The 4053-nt window shown below is 60.9% G+C and carries 3 protein-coding genes; 1 reads left to right on the top strand and 2 read right to left on the bottom strand.

Going from position 1 to position 4053, the window contains the following annotated elements; translation table 11 throughout:
* Nucleotides 1-73 precede the first annotated feature (73 nt).
* Together WBB95_RS14340 and WBB95_RS14335 are read right to left on the bottom strand one after the other, a co-directional pair.
* On the bottom strand, nt 74-283 hold the full coding sequence (locus tag WBB95_RS14340; protein ID WP_159958220.1) for a hypothetical protein: 210 nt from the start codon (nt 281-283) through the stop codon (nt 74-76).
* 112 nt (nt 284-395) lie between these two features.
* A complete protein-coding gene (locus WBB95_RS14335; protein WP_424488174.1) occupies nt 396-1592 on the bottom strand; it encodes an amino acid aminotransferase in 1197 nt (398 codons plus the stop codon).
* A 343-nt stretch (nt 1593-1935) separates the two neighbouring features.
* Between WBB95_RS14335 and uvrB the strand changes: the two genes are divergently transcribed.
* On the top strand, nt 1936-3951 hold the full coding sequence (gene uvrB / locus WBB95_RS14330; protein WP_424488173.1) for an excinuclease ABC subunit UvrB: 2016 nt from the start codon (nt 1936-1938) through the stop codon (nt 3949-3951).
* Nucleotides 3952-4053: the final 102 nt, after the last annotated feature.

Raw genomic sequence — 4053 nt, 5'->3', positions numbered from 1 at the left:
GTGTATCAGTGAAGGATATATTGGCTGGCCCACCGCTTTCGCGAGCAAGCCCGCTCCCACATTGTGATCTTCGTTAGCCGCCAAATTGAAAAGTGCCCATGGCCAGCTTCGCCATGATCGCGGTCGCGCCTAACTGCACCAGCCACAGCGCCAAGCCACCGAGGAATACGCCGAGCGCCACTTGCAGCACCAGGCTTTTCTGGCGCTTGGCTTGCGGGGCGCGCGGGGTGAAGTCGTGCAGTTCGTCGCGGTCGGCGCGCAGGTCCAGGTCGTCGTTTCTCATAAGGCTCTCACAGCAAAGGGGCAGTCAGGGTTCAGTCTAGGGGAGCAGGGTGTTTTCCGACAGGCATTAAAAAAGGGAAGCCGCAGCTTCCCTTCGTTCAGCGCCGTCAGGTTTATAGAACCTGAACAATCGCCTTTGTTACCGCACCAATGTTGGACTGGTTCAACGCCGCCACACAGATACGCCCGGTGTCCAGCGCGTAGATGCCGAACTCGGTGCGCAAACGGGTGACTTGCTCAACGGTCAGGCCGGAGTAGGAGAACATCCCGCGCTGGCGGCCGACGAAACTGAAGTCGTGGCCGGGAGCAGCCTGGGCCAGTTCAGCCACCATCTGCTCGCGCATGCCGCGAATGCGCAGGCGCATTTCAGCCAGCTCGGCTTCCCACTGGGCGCGCAGCTCAGGGCTGTTCAGCACTGCTGCCACGATGGCCGCGCCGTGGGTCGGCGGGTTGGAGTAGTTGGTGCGGATCACACGCTTGACCTGGGACAGGATGCGCGCGCTTTCTTCCTTGGATTCGCTGACGATCGACAGCGCGCCCACACGTTCGCCGTACAGCGAGAACGATTTGGAGAACGAGCTGGACACAAAGAAGGTCAGGCCCGATTCAGCGAACAGGCGCACGGCGGCGGCGTCTTCGTGAATACCGTCGCCAAAGCCCTGGTAGGCCATGTCGAGGAACGGCACGAGGTTCTTGGCCTTGACCACGTCCAGTACGTGTTGCCAGTCAGCCGGGCTCAGGTCGACGCCGGTCGGGTTATGGCAGCAGGCGTGCAGCACCACGATGGACTGTGGCGGCAGGGCGTTGAGGTCTTCGAGCAGGCCCGCGCGGTTTACGTCGTGGGTGGCGGCGTCGTAATAACGGTAGTTTTGCACCGGGAAACCGGCGGCTTCAAACAGTGCGCGGTGGTTTTCCCAGCTTGGGTCGCTGATGGCAACCACGGCGTTTGGCAGCAATTGCTTGAGGAAGTCAGCGCCGATTTTCAGCGCGCCGGTGCCGCCGACCGCTTGGGCGGTGATCACACGGCCCGCGCTCAGCAGCGGCGATTCAGCACCGAACAGCAGCTTTTGCACCGCTTGGTCATAAGCCACGATACCGTCGATCGGCAGGTAGCCACGGGCGGCGTGTTGCGCCACGCGAATGGCTTCCGCTTCGGCAACGGCACGCAAGAGTGGAATCTTCCCCTCCTCGTTGCAGTAAACGCCCACGCCAAGGTTGACCTTGGTGGTTCGTGTGTCGGCGTTGAATGCTTCGTTGAGGCCCAGGATTGGATCGCGTGGTGCCATTTCGACAGCGGAGAACAGGCTCATTTTTGCGGCAGCTCTATGGGGGATTGGAGGGACGTGTCGCGCTCCAGCCGGATGCACTAGAGCGGTGCACAAACGGGGAGCTAGTATAGAGGCCATCCCGGCGGAGGGCGACAGCCGAAACGGCTTTTCGGCCAAGTTTTTCGGTTTATTTGCCCACCGTTAGTCTTATTGCAACCTTGATCGTAGACGGCAGGCAGGACGATTGCCTTGAAACCCGTCGCATTCGCCACCACTTCTACAGTTATCATGGTTTTTTCCTGCAACCTGCGATGACTATTCGCGGGTTGCCGAGCTATTTCGTCCTGGGTGCTGTCCAACCTCGGGTGACTTCAAGAGGTACGTTATGTCGGATTTCCAGCTTGTCACCCGCTTCGAACCCGCCGGCGATCAACCCGAAGCCATCCGCTTGATGGTTGAAGGCATCGAGGCCGGCCTGGCGCACCAGACGTTGCTCGGGGTGACCGGCTCCGGCAAGACCTTCAGCATCGCCAACGTGATCGCGCAGACTAACCGCCCGACCCTGGTGCTGGCGCCGAACAAAACCCTGGCCGCGCAGCTCTACGGCGAGTTCAAGGCGTTCTTCCCGAACAACGCGGTGGAGTATTTCGTTTCCTACTACGACTACTACCAGCCCGAAGCCTACGTGCCGTCCTCCGATACGTTTATCGAGAAGGATGCGTCGATCAACGACCACATCGAGCAGATGCGGCTGTCGGCCACCAAAGCGCTGCTGGAGCGCAAGGACGCGATCATCGTCACCACGGTGTCGTGCATCTACGGCCTGGGCAGCCCGGAAACCTATTTGAAGATGGTGCTGCACGTCGATCGCGGCGACAAACTCGACCAGCGCGAGTTGCTGCGCCGCCTGACCAGTTTGCAGTACACCCGCAACGACATGGATTTTGCCCGCGCCACCTTCCGTGTGCGCGGTGATGTGATTGACATCTACCCGGCGGAATCCGACCTCGAAGCCATCCGCATCGAGCTGTTCGACGATGAAGTCGAGAGCCTGTCGGCCTTCGACCCGTTGACCGGTGAGGTGATCCGCAAGCTGCCGCGCTTCACCTTCTACCCGAAAAGCCACTACGTGACCCCGCGTGAAACCCTGATGGGCGCCATCGAAGGCATCAAGGGCGAACTGGTGGAGCGCCTGGAATACCTGCGCTCCAACAACAAGCTGGTGGAAGCCCAGCGCCTGGAGCAGCGCACCCGTTTCGACCTGGAAATGATCCTGGAGCTGGGCTATTGCAACGGCATCGAAAACTACTCGCGTTATTTGTCGGGCCGTGAGTCGGGGCAGGCGCCGCCAACGCTGTTTGATTATCTGCCGGACGACGCCTTGCTGGTGATCGACGAGTCCCACGTCAGCGTGCCGCAGGTGGGCGCGATGTATAAGGGTGACCGCTCGCGAAAAGAAACCTTGGTGGAGTACGGGTTCCGCTTGCCGTCGGCGCTGGATAATCGGCCAATGCGCTTCGACGAGTTCGAAAGCATCAGTCCGCAGACGATTTTTGTCTCGGCCACACCGGGCAACTACGAGGCCGAGCATGCTGGCCGCGTGATTGAGCAGTTGGTGCGCCCGACGGGCCTCGTGGACCCGCAAATCGAGATCCGCCCGGCGCTGACCCAGGTTGATGACTTGCTCTCGGAAATTTCTAAACGTGTGGCCCTGGAAGAGCGGGTGCTGGTCACCACGCTGACCAAACGCATGTCTGAAGACTTGACCGACTACCTGGCCGACCACGGCGTGCGCGTGCGCTATTTGCACTCGGACATCGACACCGTGGAGCGCGTGGAGATCATCCGCGACCTGCGCCTGGGGGTGTTTGACGTGCTGGTGGGCATCAACTTGCTGCGCGAAGGTCTGGACATGCCGGAAGTGTCGCTGGTGGCAATTCTGGATGCCGACAAGGAAGGTTTCCTGCGTTCCGAGCGGTCGTTGATCCAGACCATCGGCCGCGCGGCACGTAACCTCAATGGCCGCGCGATTCTCTACGCGGACCGCATCACCGGGTCCATGGAGCGCGCGATTGGCGAGACCGAGCGCCGACGTGACAAGCAGATTGCCTTCAACCTGGCCAACGGCATCACGCCGAAGGGCGTGTTCAAGGACGTCGCCGACATCATGGAAGGCGCCGTGGTGCCCGGTTCGCGCAGCAAGAAGCGCAAGGGCATGGCCAAGGCTGCCGAAGAAAGCGCCAAGTACGAGAACGAATTGCGCTCGCCGAGTGAGATCACCAAAAGGATCCGGCAGTTGGAAGAGAAGATGTACCAACTGGCGCGGGACCTTGAGTTTGAGGCGGCGGCGCAGACGCGCGATGAGATTGGCAAGTTGCGTGAGCGCTTGCTGGCTGTTTGATTGGCATCGCCTGGGCCGGCCTCTTCGCGAGCAAGCCCGCTCCCACAATTGACCGATTTCCAACATGAGAATGCGGTCGAATGTGGGAGCGGGCTTGCTCGC

It is taken from the genome of Pseudomonas sp., assembly GCF_049645325.1.
GTDB lineage: Bacteria > Pseudomonadota > Gammaproteobacteria > Pseudomonadales > Pseudomonadaceae > Aquipseudomonas.
Note: the sequence above shows the minus strand (reverse complement) of the source record. Positions and strands in the feature narration are given on the sequence as shown.